Raw genomic sequence first — 16,825 nt, forward strand, 5'->3', positions numbered from 1 at the left:
CTTCTCCAATCAGGGTGGTACCACGGAACCGTAATTTACAGGCTTTCGTCCCTCTTATCCATAGCAGTATGGAGGAGGGACGGAGGCCTTTTTTATTTCTGCAGGCAATGAGCCAGGCGCAGGTATGCAGGCATTCCTGTATCTGGCAAATGGTGAAAGGGTCAAATACTTCTATACCTCTCCGCTTGCTATAGGATATTTACTGGCTGTCAGGCCAAAAGACATGAGTATTAGCTAAGAAAGGAGCGTAATAAACCATGAACATCACGCCGGACTGTAAGGAAATCGAAGCGCTTGCCGCTTCCTATCCCGTCATCCCGGTCTGCAGGGAAATCTTTGCAGACATTGTCACACCAATTACCCTGCTGCGAAAAATCGCAGCTAAAAGCAGCCGGTATTATCTGCTTGAAAGCATTGAGGGAGGCGAAAAATGGGGACGCTACTCCTTCCTTGGCTATGATCCGGTCCTTAAGGTCACTCTAAAGGATCATGTGGTAAGGGTACATCATTATGGCCAGCCGGAGGCCAGCCAGGTGATCCGGACCAGGGAGCCCTATGATGTGCTGCGGGATATCTTAAAGGATTACCGTTCTCCAAAGCTTCCCGGACTTCCCCCCTTTACCGGTGGATTTGTAGGGTATTTTGCATACAGCATGATCGGCTATACGGAACCGGTCCTCTCCATCAAAAAAGGAACCTGCAATGACTTTGACTTAATGCTCTTTGATACGGTCATCGCTTATGACCATTTAAAGCAGAAAATCAGCCTTGTGGTCAATATGAAAACCGACCAGGTCATGGAAAATTACGGGGAAGCCTGCGCAAAACTGGAAAGCATTGCAGCCATGATCGGAGAAAATATCCCCCTAAAAAAATCCGCAGTCACCAGCAGACCAAACTTCCGCTGCAACGTGACCAGGGAGGAATTCTGTTCCATGGTGGAGCGGGCAAAAGATTATATCGTGGACGGAGACATTTTCCAGGCGGTGCTTTCCAGGCAGTTTACAAGTGATTACCAGGACAGTCTTCTCAATGCCTACCGGGTTTTAAGGACCACCAACCCGTCCCCCTACATGGTATATCTCCATATGGATGATACAGAAATCATAAGCACTTCCCCGGAAACCCTGGTCCGTTTACAAAACGGGCGGCTCACCACCTTTCCGGTAGCAGGTTCCAGACCCAGGGGAAGGGACGAAGAGGAAGACAACAGGCTTTCGAAAGAGCTTCTGGAAGATGAAAAGGAGCTGGCAGAGCACAACATGCTGGTGGACTTAGGGAGAAATGATCTGGGGAAAATAGCAGCGTTTTCCACTGTAGAAGTAACAGGATATAAAATGATCCACCGTTATTCCCGGATTATGCACATCTGCTCCCAGGTGGAGGCGGATATTACCCCTGACCGGGATGCCTTCCATGCCATAGAGGCGGTCCTTCCGGCAGGCACCCTTTCCGGTGCTCCGAAAATCCGGGCCTGTGAGATCATCGAAGAACTGGAAACAGAGCCAAGGGGCATATACGGAGGAGCCCTGGGCTACATTGATTTCACCGGAAACATGGATACCTGTATCGCCATACGCATGGCGGTAAAAAGCCAGGGAAAGGTATACGTTCAGGCAGGAGGCGGCATCGTGGCCGACAGCGTTCCGGATCGGGAGTACGAAGAATCGGAAAACAAGGCAAAGGCCGTGATCCGGGCCATTGAAACCGCAGGGGAGGTAAATGACTGATGATTCTCTTGATCGATAATTACGACAGCTTTTCCTACAACTTAGTCCAGATGTCCGGCGGCTTAAATCCTGATATCAGGGTAATACGAAACGATGAGATGACCGTGGAAGAAATAAGGGATCTATCTCCCAGCCACATCATCCTCTCCCCAGGTCCCGGTTATCCAAAGAATGCAGGAGTGTGCGAGGACGTGGTGAAGAAGCTTTCCGGAACAATTCCCATGCTTGGGGTATGCCTGGGGCACCAGGGAATCTGCGAAGTATTCGGGGCAGAGATCACTCATGCAAAGAAGCTGATGCACGGAAAACAGAGCCTTCTTACAATCGATGTTTCTGATCCCATCTTTCACGGGCTTCCGGAACAGATCCTGGCCGCCAGGTACCACTCTCTCATCGCCGCAAAAGATTCTCTTCCTCATTGCCTGGCCATCATCGGAACCGATGATACGGGAGAAATCATGGCGGTAAAGCATAAGGAATATCCCCTTTACGGGCTTCAGTTCCATCCGGAATCTATCCTGACACCAAATGGGATGACCATACTTAAAAATTTCTTATCCATTCATATAAAGGAGGCAGATTAAATGATTCAACAGGCGATCCATGAAGTAATCTCAGGGCAGAATTTAAGCTTTGAGGCTGCAAAAGAGGTCATGAACGAGATCATGAGCGGGGAAACCACCCCGGCCCAGATGGCCGCATTTTTAACGGGACTTCGGATGAAGGGGGAAACCATTGACGAGATCACTGCCTGTGCCACGGTTATGCGGGAAAAGGCCTTAAGGCTGGAGCCGGATTTTCCCGTCATTGATATCGTAGGCACCGGCGGCGACGAGGCCGGGACCTTTAACATTTCCACCACCACCGCATTTGTGGTAGCTGCAGGAGGAGTTCCTGTGGCAAAGCATGGCAACCGCAGCGTTTCCAGTAAAAGCGGGGCTGCCGATGTGCTGGAGCACCTTGGGGTGAATTTAAACCTTACGGCGGAACAGTCGGGAGACATACTAAGGAAAACAGGCATGTGCTTCCTCTTCGCCCAGGCTTACCATTCCTCCATGAAATACGCCGGACCGGTGCGCAAAGAGCTTGGGGTGCGGACCATCTTTAATATCTTAGGCCCTCTTTCCAATCCTGCGGGAGCCACCATGCAGCTTTTAGGGGTCTATGACAGGAAACTGGTAGAACCTCTGGCCCAGGTATTAAGCAATCTGGGAGTCAGGCGGGGCCTGGTGGTCTGCGGAGATGACGGACTGGATGAAGCCACCGTCACAGGCCCCACCCATGTATGTGAAATCCGTTTCGGGGAGCTTACTCCCTATGAGATCACGCCGGAGCAGTTTTCCCTAAAACGATGCAGCCTTGCGGAGCTGGTTGGCGGCACACCGGCAGAGAACGCCCAGATCACCAGAGATATCTTAAGCGGTAAACTCCATGGACCAAAACGGGATATCGTCATCTTAAACTCTGCCTTAAGCCTGTACCTGGGAATCGATGACTGCACCATTCCCCAATGTATTGAAAAAGCGGCCCATCTCATTGATTCGGGAAAAGCCGCCAGTAAGCTTGATAAGTTTGTAAAAATGACCAACGAGGTGGTTTTATGATACTTGACGTCCTGGCTGCCTCCTCAAAAAAACGGGCGGAGGCGGCAAAAGAAAAAATCCCCATGAAGGCCATGGAAAAACTGGCATTTGAAATTTTGGAAAAAACAAAAGACAGAGGTCTTTCTTTTGAACGCAGCCTCTCCTCTCCAGGCATTTCCTTTATCTGCGAGATAAAACGTGCCTCTCCCTCAAAGGGGCTCATTGCTCCTGAGTTCCCCTATGTGGAAATCGCAAAGGATTACGAAGCTGCAGGGGCGGATGCCATTTCCGTCCTTACGGAACCGGAATACTTTCTCGGAAATAACGACTATCTGACCGAGATCAGCCATAAGGTGGATATCCCTCTTCTCAGAAAGGATTTCACGGTGGACCCCTACCAGATCTATGAGGCAAAGGCCATAGGCGCGGCTGCAGTCCTTCTCATCTGCGCTCTCCTGGATACAAAAGCCCTGAAAGAAGATTTAAGGCTATGCCAAAGCCTTGGCTTAAGCGCCCTTGTAGAGGCCCATGATGAAGAGGAGATCCGCTCCGCCCTCTCGGCGGGAGCCAGGATCATCGGAGTAAATAACCGGAATTTAAAAACCTTTGAGGTGGATTTTAATAATTCCCTCCGCTTAAGGAGCCTGGTCCCCCCTGACGTACTTTTCGTGGCGGAAAGCGGGATCAAAAGGTCAACAGACATCAGGCTCCTGTCAGAAGCCGGAGTCAATGCCGTCCTGATCGGGGAAAGCCTGATGCGTTCCCCTGACAAAAAGGAAGTTATAAACGGATTTAAGCGGGAGGCACAATGAATTCGAAAGGAAAACGGATCAAAATATGCGGACTGACCCGCAGGGAAGATATCCTGGCAGTAAACGTCTCAAAACCGGATTACGCAGGATTCGTATTTGCTCCCGGAAAGCGCCGCCTTACGGGACCAGAGGCAAAAGTACTTAAGGAGCTGCTGCTGCCGGAGATACCGGCAGTGGGAGTATTTGTAAACAGCCCCATAGAAGATATCCTGTCCCTTGCGGAAAATGGAACCATTGACCTTATCCAGCTTCACGGCGATGAGGACCGGGATTATATGATGGAATTAAAAAGCCGCCTGTCCCCCGGCCTTCCTGTCATAAAGGCCATACGGGTCCGGCAGGCGGAAGATATGAAGGAAGCAGATGACCTTCCCGCTGATTTCCTGCTTTTTGATACTTATACCAAAGGACTTTACGGCGGCAGCGGGAAGACCTTTGACTGGTCCATGATACCGGACATAAAAAAGCCCTGGTTCCTGGCCGGAGGCATAGACGCCTCAAACATCAGGCTGGCCATGAAAACAAATGCCTTTTGCCTGGATCTAAGCAGTTCCGTGGAAACAGAGGGCAAAAAGGACCGGTCAAAAATAAAAGAAATCATACAAACAGTAAGGAGTGAACAGCCATGTCAAAAGGAAAATTTGGACAGCACGGCGGACAATTTGTCCCCGAAACGCTGATGAATGCAGTAAATGAGCTGGAAGAGGCTTATGAAAAGTACAGCCATGACGAGGAGTTTTTAGCCGAACTTTCAGACCTTCACCAAAAATATACCGGAAGGCCCTCTCTGCTCTACTATGCAGAGCGGATGACAGAGAATTTAGGCGGTGCAAAGATTTATTTAAAGAGAGAGGATCTAAACCACACCGGCTCCCATAAGATCAACAATGCCCTGGGCCAGGTCCTTCTTGCAAAGAAGATGGGAAAAACCCGGGTCATCGCTGAAACAGGGGCCGGGCAGCATGGCGTTGCTACTGCTACCGCCGCCGCTCTCATGGGAATGGAATGCGAAGTTTTCATGGGCAAGGAGGATACGGATCGTCAGGCCTTAAACGTATTCCGCATGGAGCTTTTGGGCACAAAGGTTCACGCTGTCACCAGCGGCACCCAGACCTTAAAGGATGCAGTCAATGAGACCATGAGGGAATGGACCAACCGGGTGGCTGACACCCATTATGTCTTAGGCTCTGTCATGGGCCCTCATCCCTTTCCGACTATTGTCAGGGATTTTCAGAGCATCATCGGAAAAGAGGTCCGCTCTCAGCTTATAGAAGCAGAGGGTAAACTTCCTGACATGGTGATCGCCTGCGTGGGAGGCGGAAGCAATGCCATGGGAATCTTCCATGAATTTGTAAATGAACCTTCCGTGAAGCTGGTGGGCTGCGAGGCCGCTGGGCACGGCATTGAAACAGGAAAACACGCAGCTACGATTTCTACCGGCTCTCTTGGAATCTTCCACGGCATGAAGTCCTATTTCTGCCAGGATGAGTACGGTCAGATCTCCCCTGTTTTCTCCATTTCCGCAGGACTTGACTATCCCGGCATCGGGCCGGAGCACGCGGCCCTTCACGATTCAGGAAGAGCCAGCTACGTCTCCATTACGGATCAGGAAGCCGTGGAAGCTTTTGAATACTTATCCCGTCTGGAAGGGATCATTCCGGCAATAGAAAGCGCCCATGCAATAGCCTATGCCAGAAAGATCGCTCCTTCCATGGGAAAAGATGAGGTCATTGTCATTAATCTATCAGGGCGGGGCGACAAGGATGTGGCAGCCATTGCCCGTTACAAGGGGGTTGAAATCTATGAGTAGAATAAGCGAAGTATTTTCCAAAGGAAAGGCATTCATCCCATTTATTACGGCAGGAGATCCCGACCTTGCCACCACCGAAGAACTGGTTCCTGCCATGGCCGAGGCCGGAGCGGATTTGATCGAGCTTGGAATCCCTTTTTCTGACCCAATCGCAGAGGGGATCGTAATCCAGGAGGCCGATATGCGGGCTTTGGCCTCAGGAACTACCACGGATAAGCTTTTCGAAACCGTAAAACGGATACGCAAAAAAACAGATGTTCCTCTGGCTTTTATGACTTATATCAATCCGGTTTTCGTGTATGGAAGCGAAAGGTTTTTAAAAAATGCAGCTGAGTGCGGCATTGACGCCCTGATCGTGCCGGATATGCCCTTTGAGGAAAGGGAGGAACTACTGCCCTTTTGCAGAAAATACGGGGTCGAACTGATCTCTCTCATCGCCCCCACTTCCAGTGAGCGTATACGGACCATTGCATCTGGATCGGAAGGATTTATCTACTGTGTTTCCTCTATGGGCGTGACCGGAGTGAGAACGGAAATCAATACCAACATTGGTGAAATGATTTCCTTTGTAAAGGAGGCAAAAGATATCCCCTGCGCCATCGGCTTTGGTATCTCCACGCCGGAGCAGGCAAGGGAGATGAGCAAACATGCAGACGGTGTCATTGTTGGCAGCGCCATTGTAAAAATAGCCGCAAAATACGGAAAAGACTGTGTAGGGCCTGTCTGCGACTACGTAAGGGAAATGAAGTCCGCCATTTCCGGCTGACGGCCGGTAAGGGATGTTTTCCTTGACAAGCAGGAAGGGGAATGCTACACTAGTGCCACAAGAGGGAGCTCGTAGGCGGGCTGAGAGGAAGTAATCAACTTCGACCTTTATAACCTGATTTGGGTAATGCCAACGTAGGGATTCATATGGGATGATTGCATATTTCCGAGCCTATACCTGTTGGTATGGGCTCTTTTTGCGTGGGTAATGAACCAAACGAATATGCAGTATATTCATTCGGTGAATGCCGCGGCGACTAATAAAAACCTGCAAAGCGCGTTTTTCTTAGTCTTTACTAAACGTCCTTACAATCCCTCCGTTCGCGAGAAAAAGGAGGAACAAACATGAATTACACCACACAAATGGATGCCGCAAGAAAAGGCATTCTGACAAAGGAACTGACGGCGGTAGCTGAGCACGAACAATGGAATCCGGAAAAGCTGCGGGAGCTGGTGGCGGAGGGAAAAATCGCCATTCCGGCAAATAAGAACCACAGCTGCTTAAAGCCCAGCGGTATCGGCTCCATGCTCAGAACAAAGATCAATGTGAATCTTGGGACATCCAGGGACTTGAATGATCTGGAAATGGAACTTGAGAAAGTAAAGGACGCAGTTCTTATGGGGGCAGAATCCATTATGGATTTAAGCTCCTTTGGAGATACCCGGAAATTCCGCAGGAAGCTGACGGGAGAATGTCCGGCTATGATTGGTACGGTTCCTATCTACGATGCTGTGGTTTATTATCACAAACCCCTTCGGGAAATCACCGCCGAGGAATGGATACAAATCGTGGAAATGCACGCGGAAGACGGGGTGGATTTCATGACCATTCACGTTGGGATCAACAAGCAGACTGCCAGAAGATTCAAGGAAGCAAAACGGCTGACTAACATTGTATCAAGAGGAGGGTCTATCATCTTTGCCTGGATGGAAATGACCGGGGAGGAGAATCCCTTTTATGAGCACTATGACCGCATACTGGAAATCTGTCAGAAGCATGACGTGACCTTAAGCCTTGGAGATGCCTGCCGGCCGGGGTGCATTGAAGATGCGTCTGATATTTCCCAGGTAGAGGAGCTGGTGACCCTTGGAGAGCTGACAAGAAGGGCCTGGGAGAAGAATGTACAGATCATTATTGAAGGCCCCGGCCACATGCCTTTGGATCAGATTGCAGCCAATATGAAAATACAGCAGACGATCTGCAAGGGAGCGCCCTTTTATGTCCTGGGACCTCTTGTCACTGATATTGCGCCGGGATATGACCATATCACCGCGGCGATCGGAGGAGCGGTGGCCGCTGCTGCCGGGGCGGCGTTTCTCTGCTATGTGACTCCTGCGGAGCATTTGAGGCTGCCGGATGAAGCAGATGTGAAGGAAGGAATCATTGCAGCCCGGATTGCGGCCCATGCAGCTGACATTGCAAAAGGCATCAGGGGCGCTAAGGATTGGGATCATAAGATGAGCGATGCCAGAAAACGGCTGGATTGGGAAACCATGTTCCAGCTTGCCATTGACCCGGAAAAAGCCAGACGCTACCGGGCCTCGTCAAAACCGGAAAAAGAAGATACCTGCTCCATGTGCGGCAATTTCTGTGCCATGAAAAATATGAACAGGATTTTAGAGGGAGAGATCGTCGATATCTTTGATGAATAATATTTTGTGGAAATTAAAATTACATATACAGGAGGAATTTTCATGAATGATCAAATACCATCAACAATTTACAGCAACTCTTCTACCGGTTCAAGAGTACGGGTGAAAAAGCTGGTGATCAGCGGAATGCTGACAGCTCTTACCGTTGCGCTTTCCGGCTTTTCCATCCCGGTGGGAGCTTCCAAATGCTTTCCGGTACAGCATCTGGCAAATGTTCTGGCCGGGGTATTCTTAGGGCCTGTCTATGGTGTTTCCATGGCGTTTTGTACTTCACTTATACGAAACCTCATGGGAACCGGAAGCCTGCTTGCCTTTCCGGGAAGCATGGCTGGCGCGTTTCTTGGCGCCTATCTGTTTCAAAAAACCAGGAAGCTTTTGCCTGCTTATCTTGGAGAAGTGGTTGGGACCGGGCTGATCGGAGGGCTGCTCTGCTATCCTGTGGCCGCCGTTCTCATGGGAAAAGAGGTGGCTGTGTTCTTCTTTGTAGCTCCATTTTTCATGAGTACTCTGGCAGGGACCCTATTGGCTGCAATCTTACTGGCAATGCTGCGCCGCCTTGGCCTTTTTTCCTATTTTGAGCGTCTCATCAATGAATAGGGGGACCCTGTTATGAGCATAAAAATCAATGAATTCCTGACAGGGCTGGTCAGGGAAAAGCGGCCCGTCATCCACTGTATCACCAATTATGTTACGGCAGGGGACGTAGCAAATATCATTTTGGCCTGCGGCGGCTCCCCCATTATGGCAGACCAGCCGGAAGAGGTTTCGGAGATAACCGCCTTATCCGACTGCCTTCTATTGAACATTGGGACCCCGAAAGAATCGACGAAAGCCGCTATGATAAAGGCCGGGCAGGAAGCAAACCGGCGAAACCTTCCTGTCATCTTTGACCCCGTGGGAATCGGTGCTTCCCGTTATCGGACCGAAACTGCTCTTTCCCTTTTAAAGGAAGTGAAGGTAACCGTTATCAGGGGAAATGCCTCCGAGCTGCGGGTCTTATTAAAGGAGCTGACCGGACAGAACGTGGGAAACGGTTCTATATCTCCCGCCCGGGGAGTTGATGCTTCCTTTTCTGATGAGATAAAGGAAGAAACCCTGGAATCTCTTAAGGCAACAGCCAGGGCATTAAGCACTGCGACCGGTGCTGTGACTGTTATGACAGGAGCCACTGATATTGTATCAAGCGGGAAAGAGAACTGGCTAATAAAGAACGGCTGTCCTCAAATGTCCCGGATTACAGGAAGCGGCTGTATGCTGGATGGCATAATTGCCGCCTACACGGCCTCCATCGGGCCCAGGCCCTCACAGCATGCCATATTCCAGGCTGCTGCTCTTGCCACGGCTGCTGCCGGTCTTTGCGGAGAGCGGGCGGCAAAACGAGCGGAAAAGATCCCCGGCGGTACAGGAAGCTTCCGCTGCTGCTTTCTGGACGAAGTAAGCATTTTGGAAGAAAGCACCTTAAAAGGAGGGATAAATATTGAAGTTTCATAAAGACATGCTTCTCCTCTATGGGGTAACAGACCCGGCATTTACAGGAGAAAAAACCTTAACAGAGCAGATCGAAGAAGCCCTATGTGCCGGAGTGACCCTTCTCCAGCTTCGTGAAAAAAGTCTGGACAAAAGTGCCTTCCTGGAAGAAGCTCTACTTGTCCGTGAGCTTACGAAGCATTATGGGATCCCGCTTATCATCAACGATGATGTGGATATTACCCTTAAGTGCGGGGCGGACGGCGTACACGTTGGACAGGATGATTTATCTCCTTTGGAGGTCCGCCGGCTAATCGGGCCGGACCGCATTCTGGGCGTTACTGCCAAAAACGTAAGTCAGGCAAAAAAGGCATTTATGGATGGGGCGGATTATATAGGATCCGGGGCTATCTTCCCAAGCCCTACAAAAAAAGATGCCATTCCCTTAACCCTGGAACAACTGTCTGCGATCTGCCGTTCTGTTCCTATTCCGGTAACGGCCATCGGAGGAATTAACAGTGAAAATGTATCCAGCCTGAGAGGAACAGGCGTGGCCGGAGCTGCGGTGGTTTCCGGCATCTTCGGACAAAAGGATATAACCGCAGCCGTCCATCGCTTAAAAGAACAGCTTTTAAAGGTGGTGAGCCCATGAGCCTGATTCTCCCTTCCTTCCTCACCATTGCAGGCACCGATCCCAGCGGCGGCGCAGGAATACAGGCGGATTTAAAAACTGCCGCGGCTTTGGGTGTCTATGGCTCCAGCGTTATTACCGCCCTGGTAGCTCAAAATACGACTGGGGTTTTTCTGACGGAAACAGTTAGTCAGGAAATGCTTGCCGCCCAGTTAGATGCCGTATTTACGGATATTCCGCCGAAAGCTGTAAAAATCGGCATGGCCGGGACTTCCGGTTCAATTGAAATCATTGCGGAAAAGCTAGGAGAATATAACCGGTCTCCTGTGATCGTGGACCCGGTCATGGTATCCACCAGCGGGCATTCTCTTTTAAAGCCGCAGGATGTTAAGACTTTAACAAGCAGGTTGTTTCCCCTGGCAACTTTAGTTACCCCCAATATCCCGGAGGCTGAAGCACTCTTATCCACAAAAGGGCACCGGATATACACTAGAAAAGATATGGAAGAAGCCGCAATGGAGCTCTTCCATGTCTTTCAAGTTTCTTTCCTTTTAAAAGGAGGCCATAATGACCAGGGAGCTGATGATCTGCTGTGCTGCAACGGATTTCTCACCTGGTTTCCAGGGGAACGTATCGACAATCCAAATACCCATGGAACCGGATGCACCCTGTCTTCTGCCATTGCCTGCGGACTGGCTGGAGGCATGGGGCTGGAAGAAAGCATCCGGATGGCAAAGTCCTATCTAAACGGAGCGTTAAAAGCCAGATTAAATCTGGGAAAAGGACGAGGGCCTTTATGGCACGGATGGAGAACCTAAAAACTCAAAGAAAGCTTTTTAACCGGTTATGGCGGGAACATTACATGCTCCCGCCATAATCGGTATTTTCATTTCCATTTGCAGAATCCCGTTTTATTTGCTTTCCAGTTTCCTGTAAAGATCGATCATCTCTTCGGCCATGACCTTAAAGATCTCCGCGCTCATCATCTGATCCTCCGCATGGGTCAGAATAAGTCCCATAGGCACTGCCTCTCCTGCCGCTTCTCTCTGAATTAAGTCCGCATGAGGCAAATGGCCTTGTTTCATCATTTCGTCCCCTTCAGCGATCAGATGTTCCGCTTCTTCATATTTTCCTTGTTTTGCCTTTTGCACTGCTTTGATATAGTTTGATTTTGCTCCGCCGGCAGCAGTGATCAGCTGAAAGCAAATAAGTTCCAATTCCTGCATTTTTACACCTTTTCTCTCTGTACAGAAATTATCAGCCCTGGGTCTGATTTTCCTGCTTCTCATACATTTTGTCAATAACCCTGATAAATGGAAAGTATACGAAGAATGACAATGCCAGAATCACCACCTGAAGCAGTGCCGTCCTCCAGCCTCCGATCAAAAATCCCGAAATAATGGGAGGACAGGTCCAGGGCACCAGAATTCCTTTATACATGGGACAAAGCCCCGTATAAATTGCCAGATACTGAATGGTTCCGGACAGAACAGGCATGATCATGAAAGGGATTGCCATAATGGGGTTCAACACCACCGGTGTACCAAAAAGCACCGGCTCATTGATGTTAAAGCATGCTGGTCCGATCCCCAGCCTGCCCACCTGCCTGCACTGGTTGGATTTGGCAAAAAACATTAGATATATCACCAGTCCAATGGTAATTCCTGCCCCTGTAACCGTCATAAACTGATCTAAAAACTGCTGGGTAACAATATGACCGCCATTTGCCAGATTAAGCTCCCGTCCGCTGTCAAGAATTGCCTGATTGGCGGCAGTATTGGCCGTAAGGAGGGGACCCATAATTCCCCCCACAAGGGTTGATCCATGAATGCCAAAGAACCAGAAAAACGGAATCAAAAATCCCATGGCAACAACCCCGCCAAAGGAATCAGTCAGTCCCTGGAGCGGGATCTGAATGGTTTTATAGATCCATTCCATTGGGGTCGTGTCAAACATATTTTTTACAACCGCATAAACGATGGAAGCTGCGATAATAACAGCCGCGCCTGGAATCAGAGCCGTAAAAGAGGTAGCAACTCCGTCAGGCACTCCATCCGGCATTTTAATGGTAATGTTTTTCTTTAAAAACACAGTATAGATCCAGCCTACAATGAGTCCGATAATGATAGCGCCGATCATACCCTGTCCGCCGGTCCATGTCTTAAAAATAACGCCAACGGAAGCTCCCTCCTGGTTGGTTACCTGGGAAGGCTGAAACAGCAGATAAGTACAAAGGGAAATCACTCCTGCCGGCATTCCGTTATATCCCTCATTTTTTACATAGGTATAGGCAATGCCTATGGAAGCGATAAGAGCCATGATATTGAAGGTGCTTTCAAATACCTGATTAAACACCGGCGTAAATCCTGCTGCCCCCAGCCAGTCGGCAACAGGCGTATATGGAAAATTTGCCAGAAGCAGAAAAATAGATCCGATGATCATCATTGGCATGGAATACAGCAGACCATCCTTTAATCCCCGAATCGCCTTTGTATTGATAAACACCATCATTTTAGGAACCACTTTACTATTTAAAAAATCTTTCATCCTCACTGTCCCTCCCTTTCTTTTCTCATTTACCGGCCAGCTTCCGGGCAAACTCCAGAACCTTTTTTCCATTGCACATGCCGTAATCGATCATGGGGATCACATCCATTGGTACCTGATGGCTTTCACATGTCTTTAAAACCTTGTCTTTTAAGTATCCCACCTGAGGACCAAGCAGGGCGCAGTCTGCTCCGGCCAGGTTTTCATCTAAGTCATTGACCGGAAATGCCATGATGTCTGCTTCCAGTCCTTCCTGGGCCGCCGCCTCCCTCATTTTACTCACAAGCAGGCTTGTGGACATTCCCTGATTGCAAAATAGCCGTATCTTCAACATACTCTACCCTCCTATAATTCCTCTCCGTTTGTTTGAATCACTTTCTTAAACCAGTAAAAGCTTTCTTTTCTGCTCCGCTCACCTGTTCCATTTCCCTGATTGTCCTTATCCACATAAATGAACCCGTAGCGCTTCTCCATCTCACCGGTCCCTGCGGATACCAGGTCAATACAGCCCCAGGGTGTATATCCCATAAGATCCACTCCATCCTGGTCCACGCATTTTTTCATTGATTCTATATGTGCCTTTAAATATTCAATCCGGTACCCGTCATGGATCATGCCGTCATCTCCCGGCTGGTCATAGGCACCGAAGCCATTTTCCACAATAAACAGAGGCAGTCCGTACCTGTCATACAGCCAGTTCATGGTGTAGCGAAGCCCTTCCGGGTCAATGGGCCATCCCCACTGGCTTGCCTGCACGTAAGGATTTTCCACCCTGTCTCTTTGTTCCCGGTAATCATACTCAGGATTATCGTCCCTGTGTTTCACAGTAAAGGACATGTAATAGCTGAATCCGATATAATCCACACAGCCTGCTTTAAGCGCCTCCAAGTCTTCCGATGTGATATCCAGAGCCAGCCCCTTCCGTTTCCAATATGCCTTTATGTATTCCGGATATAGTCCTCTTACATGGACATCTGCAAACCAGTAGCGTTTCTGCATGGAAGACATGGCCATCATCATATCTTTTGGATCACAGGAGTAAGGATAAATGGGGCACATGGCCATCATACAGCCGATCTTAAAATCAGGATTTATCTCATGTCCCGCCTTTACTGCCAGGGCTGATGCCACCAGCTCATAATGGGCCGCCTGGTACATAAGATGTTCCCGGTTATCTCCTTCTTTAAAATGAAGTCCTGAGTTGGTAAATGGTGCAAAGTCCCCGTCATAATCTGCCTGGTTATTGATCTCGTTAAATGTCATCCAGTAGGTCACCTTGTCCTTATACCGTTCAAAGCATGCTTTGGCAAACTTCACGAACAGCTCCACACAGATGTGGCTACTGAAGCCGCCGTACTTAACCACCAGTTCATATGGCATTTCAAAGTGGGATAAGGTCACTACCGGCTGGATCCCATGCTTTCTGCACTCATCAAATAAGTCGTCATAAAACCGGAGGCCTTCTTCATTGGGTTCCGGCTCTTCCCCCGTAGGAAAAATCCTGGTCCAGGCAATGGAGGTGCGGAAACACTGAAACCCCATTTCCGCAAAAAGAAGGATATCTTCTTTATAACGATGGTAAAAATCAATGCCCTCATGGTTGGGGTAATATTTACCTTCTATGACCCCATCTGTGATCTCCCGTTCCTTTCCATTGGCTCCGGCTGTCATCACATCGGCAACGCTGACGCCTTTGCCTCCTTCTTTCCAGGCTCCTTCCAGCTGATGGGCAGCTACTGCACCTCCCCACAGAAAATCTTTTCTCAGCATTCGTATTGTTTCCCTCCTTCAATCATTTGTCTTTATGGTAACATCAGACTGCTCAAAACTCCAACGAAAAAAATACCACATTCAATCTGGCAGTTCCTCTCCAGTCTGAATGCGGTATCTCTATTCTTCCAGCAGATCCAATAAAATCTCATACTCCGGTTCCTGGATCAATCGTTTCACTGCTTCCTTATTAAGGGCAAACCGGGCAGTAGTTTCATAAAAGGTCTGACGGTTCCTGCCCTCTTTTCTTCCTATGGAAATCAGCAGGACGATCTGGACCGGAAGCTTGTTCCAGATGACTGGCTCTTTAAGGACCGCCACATAAGCAAAGGTTTCCTCCGAAGCGATCTGGTTTGGGTGCGGGAGGGTAATATAATTTCCATAATCCATCTGGGCAAAGGTTTCCCGCTCAAGCACCAGCTCATAAAAATTATCATCTACCTTTTCCTGCTTCCGGATCACGCCGCATAAATACTTTAATATATCCTCCTTATGCTCTCCTTCCACCCCAGTAAGCAGCCGCTCCGGAGTATAATACCGCTTTATGATCCCCCGGCTGTTGCCTCTTCTAAGGGTCCTTGTGATCTTCTGGATATCATCTGCTTCTAAAAATGCCCCTACTTCTACAATAGGCACCGGGACCTCCATGGTGATAGGCACGGTGGAAAAGACATAATCGACTTTCTGGAAATCGAAATGCTCCAGCTCCAGAAGATCGCAGACATAGATATTCCTTAAATATCCGGAAAATTCACTTTCATACTTGTATTTTAATAACCGGGAGCTTCCCTTTCCCGTGCTGCATACCACAAGAATATCCGAGCAGGGATCCATCTTGTCCTTTTCTAAAGCCAATTGGAAGATCAGGGCAAAATATCCGATCTCGTCCTCGGAAATATCCTTTTTATAATGCTTTCTTAAAACTCCTACCGCTTCATAGGATATCTGATATGCCAGGCAGTATCTCTGCTTAATGTCTTCCAGAATGGGGTTTTTCAGCGGAATATCGTACCGGATCCTGATATCAAAGGGGACCAGATGCTGGTTTAAGGTCATCCGTATCTCAAAATTATTATGCATTTCCAGCCCGTATTCCCTGCTCACCAGCTCCATCATGGCAAGGGCCAACTGGTCGGTCTGCTCCCGGATCACAAAATTGGTATCGTTTTCCAGGGTGCTTCCGATCATTCTCTTTCCGGCCAGATACAGTGAGAGGTAATGTTCCTCATCAGCAGTATAGGTGATCTGTTCCTGGGTCCCGACAAAAGAAATAAGCTCCCGGATGAGGGCGGATTCCTTACCCCCTATTTCCGGTAAGTTTTCCTTATCCATCCGAAGATAAAAGCCTGACTTCATCCGTTTCCTGGCCACATAAGTATATTCTACGAAATTCTCAAAGGCAATCTCGGAAAGACGGATCCCATACTTCTTTAAAAGACCTTTAATCACTTCTGCCAGATGGATCAGTTCACTTTCCTGATGGCTGATATCCACCCCGGTTAAGCCCTGACGTTTGATAAAATAGTCGCTTAACAGTCTGCGGATATCAAATTCCGCGCCTTGGATCCTGATTCCGTAATTAGGCTTCCGGTCAATGGAAAGGCCGTAGCGCTTTAATATTCCTTCCACCGGTTTAAGAGAATTGGACAGGGTGGATTTTGAAACATAGAGAAAATCACAAAGCTCTTCGATCTTAATATAATCCATCCTGGCTATCAAGTATGCAAGCAAATATTCTCTTCTCTCATTTTCTCTCTCCGGAAAATGTTCCGTATTTTCCGTTTCTTTCTTTATGTATGCGTCAAATTTCTCCTGGTCATGAATCCGAAGTATATATCCAAATCTCGCTTTTGAGCTTATTTCCGCCCCATGGCCTTCCAGCCGCCCGCTTAAATCCTTCAGTCTCAGCCGAACCGTCTTCTCACTGACCTTCAGCTGTTCAGCCAATGTCGAAGCCGTTCTGTATTCTTCCTGACTCAAGAGCATCAGCAATTCCTGCAACTGTTTCCAAAGCATAGCCGTCTCCTTCGCACTTTTTGTCCCGCAAAACCTAATTA

17 protein-coding genes, 1 riboswitch and 1 other annotated feature (1 of these 19 cut by a window edge) are annotated in these 16,825 nt (G+C 48.8%); of the genes, 12 read left to right on the forward strand and 5 right to left on the reverse strand.

Translation table 11 applies throughout. The features are described from left to right. Window positions 1–56: a binding site (T-box leader), on the forward strand (it extends 209 nt beyond the left edge of the window). 201 nt (window positions 57–257) lie between these two features. From AC27IJ_RS21060 to thiD, 12 genes are all read left to right on the forward strand, one after another. Further along, a complete protein-coding gene (locus tag AC27IJ_RS21060; RefSeq protein WP_487150679.1) occupies window positions 258–1,730 on the forward strand; it encodes an anthranilate synthase component I family protein in 1,473 nt (490 codons plus the stop codon). Beyond that, on the forward strand, window positions 1,730–2,314 hold the full coding sequence (locus tag AC27IJ_RS21065) for an anthranilate synthase component II (protein WP_312446192.1): 585 nt from the start codon (window positions 1,730–1,732) through the stop codon (window positions 2,312–2,314). Before AC27IJ_RS21060 ends, AC27IJ_RS21065 begins: the two co-directional genes overlap by 1 nt. Next, window positions 2,315–3,334, forward strand: a complete 1,020-nt coding sequence (gene trpD / locus AC27IJ_RS21070) for an anthranilate phosphoribosyltransferase (protein ID WP_312446193.1) — start codon at window positions 2,315–2,317, stop codon at window positions 3,332–3,334. Further along, window positions 3,331–4,125 carry an indole-3-glycerol phosphate synthase TrpC gene (gene trpC, locus AC27IJ_RS21075; RefSeq protein WP_312446196.1) on the forward strand — a complete coding sequence of 265 codons (795 nt, stop codon included), beginning with the start codon at window positions 3,331–3,333 and terminating at the stop codon, window positions 4,123–4,125. Before trpD ends, trpC begins: the two co-directional genes overlap by 4 nt. Then, a complete protein-coding gene (locus tag AC27IJ_RS21080; RefSeq protein ID WP_487150682.1) occupies window positions 4,122–4,805 on the forward strand; it encodes a phosphoribosylanthranilate isomerase in 684 nt (227 codons plus the stop codon). Before trpC ends, AC27IJ_RS21080 begins: the two co-directional genes overlap by 4 nt. After that, entirely contained in the window at window positions 4,751–5,935 is a 1,185-nt protein-coding gene (gene trpB, locus AC27IJ_RS21085; RefSeq protein ID WP_487150684.1) for a tryptophan synthase subunit beta, read from the forward strand. The genes AC27IJ_RS21080 and trpB overlap by 55 nt, the downstream gene beginning before the upstream one ends. Then, the gene (gene trpA / locus AC27IJ_RS21090) at window positions 5,928–6,701 is read left to right on the forward strand and encodes a tryptophan synthase subunit alpha (protein ID WP_312446201.1); all 774 of its coding nucleotides are present in this window, start codon (window positions 5,928–5,930) and stop codon (window positions 6,699–6,701) included. Before trpB ends, trpA begins: the two co-directional genes overlap by 8 nt. 51 nt (window positions 6,702–6,752) lie before the next feature. Further along, a riboswitch (TPP riboswitch) is annotated at window positions 6,753–6,859 on the forward strand. A gap of 186 nt (window positions 6,860–7,045) precedes the next feature. Continuing rightward, a complete protein-coding gene (gene thiC, locus AC27IJ_RS21095; protein WP_312446203.1) occupies window positions 7,046–8,353 on the forward strand; it encodes a phosphomethylpyrimidine synthase ThiC in 1,308 nt (435 codons plus the stop codon). Between the two features lie 42 nt (window positions 8,354–8,395). Further along, a complete protein-coding gene (gene thiW, locus AC27IJ_RS21100; RefSeq protein WP_312446204.1) occupies window positions 8,396–8,950 on the forward strand; it encodes an energy coupling factor transporter S component ThiW in 555 nt (184 codons plus the stop codon). A gap of 12 nt (window positions 8,951–8,962) precedes the next feature. After that, the gene (thiM, locus tag AC27IJ_RS21105) at window positions 8,963–9,844 is read left to right on the forward strand and encodes a hydroxyethylthiazole kinase (RefSeq protein WP_487150687.1); all 882 of its coding nucleotides are present in this window, start codon (window positions 8,963–8,965) and stop codon (window positions 9,842–9,844) included. Further along, window positions 9,831–10,472, forward strand: a complete 642-nt coding sequence (gene thiE, locus AC27IJ_RS21110) for a thiamine phosphate synthase (protein WP_487150689.1) — start codon at window positions 9,831–9,833, stop codon at window positions 10,470–10,472. The genes thiM and thiE overlap by 14 nt, the downstream gene beginning before the upstream one ends. Next, on the forward strand, window positions 10,469–11,269 hold the full coding sequence (gene thiD, locus AC27IJ_RS21115; RefSeq protein WP_313260727.1) for a bifunctional hydroxymethylpyrimidine kinase/phosphomethylpyrimidine kinase: 801 nt from the start codon (window positions 10,469–10,471) through the stop codon (window positions 11,267–11,269). The genes thiE and thiD overlap by 4 nt, the downstream gene beginning before the upstream one ends. Before the next feature lie 93 nt (window positions 11,270–11,362). Here thiD and AC27IJ_RS21120 read toward each other — a convergent pair whose 3' ends face one another. The 5 genes from AC27IJ_RS21120 to AC27IJ_RS21140 all read right to left on the reverse strand — a co-directional run bounded on the left by AC27IJ_RS21120 (window position 11,363) and on the right by AC27IJ_RS21140 (window position 16,784). Beyond that, complete coding sequence (locus tag AC27IJ_RS21120) at window positions 11,363–11,677, reverse strand: PTS sugar transporter subunit IIA (RefSeq protein WP_312446212.1); 315 nt, start codon at window positions 11,675–11,677, stop codon at window positions 11,363–11,365. Window positions 11,678–11,708: 31 nt separating this feature from the next. Beyond that, the gene (locus AC27IJ_RS21125) at window positions 11,709–12,998 is read right to left on the reverse strand and encodes a PTS sugar transporter subunit IIC (protein ID WP_312446213.1); all 1,290 of its coding nucleotides are present in this window, start codon (window positions 12,996–12,998) and stop codon (window positions 11,709–11,711) included. A 25-nt stretch (window positions 12,999–13,023) separates the two neighbouring features. After that, a complete protein-coding gene (locus AC27IJ_RS21130) occupies window positions 13,024–13,332 on the reverse strand; it encodes a PTS sugar transporter subunit IIB (protein ID WP_312446214.1) in 309 nt (102 codons plus the stop codon). 11 nt (window positions 13,333–13,343) lie between these two features. After that, window positions 13,344–14,768, reverse strand: coding sequence for a 6-phospho-beta-glucosidase (locus AC27IJ_RS21135; RefSeq protein WP_487150693.1), 1,425 nt, complete (start codon window positions 14,766–14,768; stop codon window positions 13,344–13,346). 120 nt (window positions 14,769–14,888) lie between these two features. Continuing rightward, window positions 14,889–16,784 (reverse strand): BglG family transcription antiterminator, encoded by a 1,896-nt coding sequence (locus AC27IJ_RS21140; RefSeq protein ID WP_487150695.1) that lies wholly within the window; start codon window positions 16,782–16,784, stop codon window positions 14,889–14,891. Between the last annotated feature and the right edge of the window lie 41 nt (window positions 16,785–16,825).

This window comes from Lacrimispora sp. YZC11 (genome assembly GCF_057543815.1).

Coding starts and splice junctions, on each gene's coding strand:
- AC27IJ_RS21060 (WP_487150679.1), top strand. CDS start 258: ATGAACATCACGCCGGACTGTAAGGAAATCGAAGCGCTTGCCGCTTCC.
- AC27IJ_RS21065 (WP_312446192.1), top strand. CDS start 1,730: ATGATTCTCTTGATCGATAATTACGACAGCTTTTCCTACAACTTAGTC.
- trpD (WP_312446193.1), top strand. CDS start 2,315: ATGATTCAACAGGCGATCCATGAAGTAATCTCAGGGCAGAATTTAAGC.
- trpC (WP_312446196.1), top strand. CDS start 3,331: ATGATACTTGACGTCCTGGCTGCCTCCTCAAAAAAACGGGCGGAGGCG.
- AC27IJ_RS21080 (WP_487150682.1), top strand. CDS start 4,122: ATGAATTCGAAAGGAAAACGGATCAAAATATGCGGACTGACCCGCAGG.
- trpB (WP_487150684.1), top strand. CDS start 4,751: ATGTCAAAAGGAAAATTTGGACAGCACGGCGGACAATTTGTCCCCGAA.
- trpA (WP_312446201.1), top strand. CDS start 5,928: ATGAGTAGAATAAGCGAAGTATTTTCCAAAGGAAAGGCATTCATCCCA.
- thiC (WP_312446203.1), top strand. CDS start 7,046: ATGAATTACACCACACAAATGGATGCCGCAAGAAAAGGCATTCTGACA.
- thiW (WP_312446204.1), top strand. CDS start 8,396: ATGAATGATCAAATACCATCAACAATTTACAGCAACTCTTCTACCGGT.
- thiM (WP_487150687.1), top strand. CDS start 8,963: ATGAGCATAAAAATCAATGAATTCCTGACAGGGCTGGTCAGGGAAAAG.
- thiD (WP_313260727.1), top strand. CDS start 10,469: ATGAGCCTGATTCTCCCTTCCTTCCTCACCATTGCAGGCACCGATCCC.
- AC27IJ_RS21120 (WP_312446212.1), bottom strand. CDS start 11,677: ATGCAGGAATTGGAACTTATTTGCTTTCAGCTGATCACTGCTGCCGGC.
- AC27IJ_RS21125 (WP_312446213.1), bottom strand. CDS start 12,998: ATGAAAGATTTTTTAAATAGTAAAGTGGTTCCTAAAATGATGGTGTTT.
- AC27IJ_RS21130 (WP_312446214.1), bottom strand. CDS start 13,332: ATGTTGAAGATACGGCTATTTTGCAATCAGGGAATGTCCACAAGCCTG.
- AC27IJ_RS21135 (WP_487150693.1), bottom strand. CDS start 14,768: ATGCTGAGAAAAGATTTTCTGTGGGGAGGTGCAGTAGCTGCCCATCAG.
- AC27IJ_RS21140 (WP_487150695.1), bottom strand. CDS start 16,784: ATGCTTTGGAAACAGTTGCAGGAATTGCTGATGCTCTTGAGTCAGGAA.